We start from the raw sequence: 1,219 nt of genomic DNA on the forward strand, positions 1-1,219 counted from the left end.
CGTCGCCCGCCAGCCGAACGCCTGCCCGACCAGCGCTCCGGCCGGGACGCCGGCGATCAGGGCGAGGGTCGTGCCGGACAGCAGGGTCGCGGTCGCGCGGGCGGTGCGCTGCGGGGGCACGGCGGCGACCGCGACCGACAGGGCGACGGCGAGGAACCCGGCGGTGCACAGCGCCGCGAGCACCCGGGTGACCAGCAGGACCCCGAGTCCGGGGGCCAGCGCCCCGGCGACGTGCACGGCGACGAACGCGGCGAGGAACCCCCGCAGCGCGAGCCGCGGTGACAGCCGGCGGGCGGCGAGCGCCACGAGCGGCGCGCCGACGACCATCCCGACGGCGAACGCCGCGGTCAGCGACCCGGCGGCGAGCGGGGTGACACCGAGATCGGCGGCGATGTCCGGGACGAGCCCGGCGAGCATGAACTCCGAGGTGGTCTGCGCGAACACGGCGCAGGCGAGGACGACGAGCAGCACGGTGGAACTCCGTGGGTGACGGGGTCGTGGAACGGACGCCGGTCCGGCCTCGTCACCGGGAGCGGGCAGGGGAGGTCGCCGCCACCGGTGGGGACCGGTGGCTACCGCCTGTTCGACTCCGGGCTGCTCACGGCCGTCACCGTAGCCGCCGCGCTCCCCCGGCGCCCGCCGTTTCCGCTCCCGGGCCGCTCACCAGACGATGCGGTCGAACAGCTCCCGCAGTCGCGCCGCCCGGGCCGGGCGTCCGTGCCCCACCCAGGCGATCCGTCCCAGCAGGTGCTCGCGGAAGGCCGGGTGCCCGGCCCGGTTCTGGGCGTCCGGGCCGGTACGGGCCGCGTTGTGCAGGATCGCGCGGAGCTCGTCGTGGTCGCGACGCGACGCCGCGGGCTCGCCGCCGTTCACGACGAGCCCGACGATCCGCTGGCGGTGGTGCGCGGGCATGATCCGGGTCTTGTCCGGGCGGACGCGGAAGCCCTCCTCCGCGGCGATCGCGGCCACCCGCTGCGCCAGGCCCTGCACCGGCAGTGTCGCGCCGCCGGAGAACACGAGGTCGTCGGCGTAGCGGCCGTAGGCGGCGCCGACCGCGGCGGCCAGGCCGCTCAGCCGCCGGTCCAGCCCGTAGGTGAGCAGGTTCGCCATCGTCGGCGACGACGGCGCCCCCTGCGGCAGGTGCGGTGCGGCGAGGCGGTCGAGCAGCCGCCGTCGTGGGGCGGGGTCGCCCCGGTGCGGGCAGACGCGCAGCACCCCG

At 77.7% G+C, this 1,219-nt stretch carries 2 protein-coding genes; both read right to left on the reverse strand.

The annotated features are described in order from the left end of the window. Positions 1-471: MFS transporter (locus GTW08_RS01495; RefSeq protein ID WP_161151284.1), on the reverse strand; the 471-nt coding region annotated here is incomplete at its 3' end. A 189-nt stretch (positions 472-660) separates the two neighbouring features. Continuing rightward, positions 661-1,219 (reverse strand): reverse transcriptase domain-containing protein (locus GTW08_RS01500; protein WP_255497395.1); only part of this gene is annotated, 559 nt, incomplete at its 5' end.

This window comes from Pseudonocardia sp. SID8383 (genome assembly GCF_009864975.1).
Taxonomy (GTDB): Bacteria; Actinomycetota; Actinomycetes; order Mycobacteriales; family Pseudonocardiaceae; genus Pseudonocardia; species Pseudonocardia alni.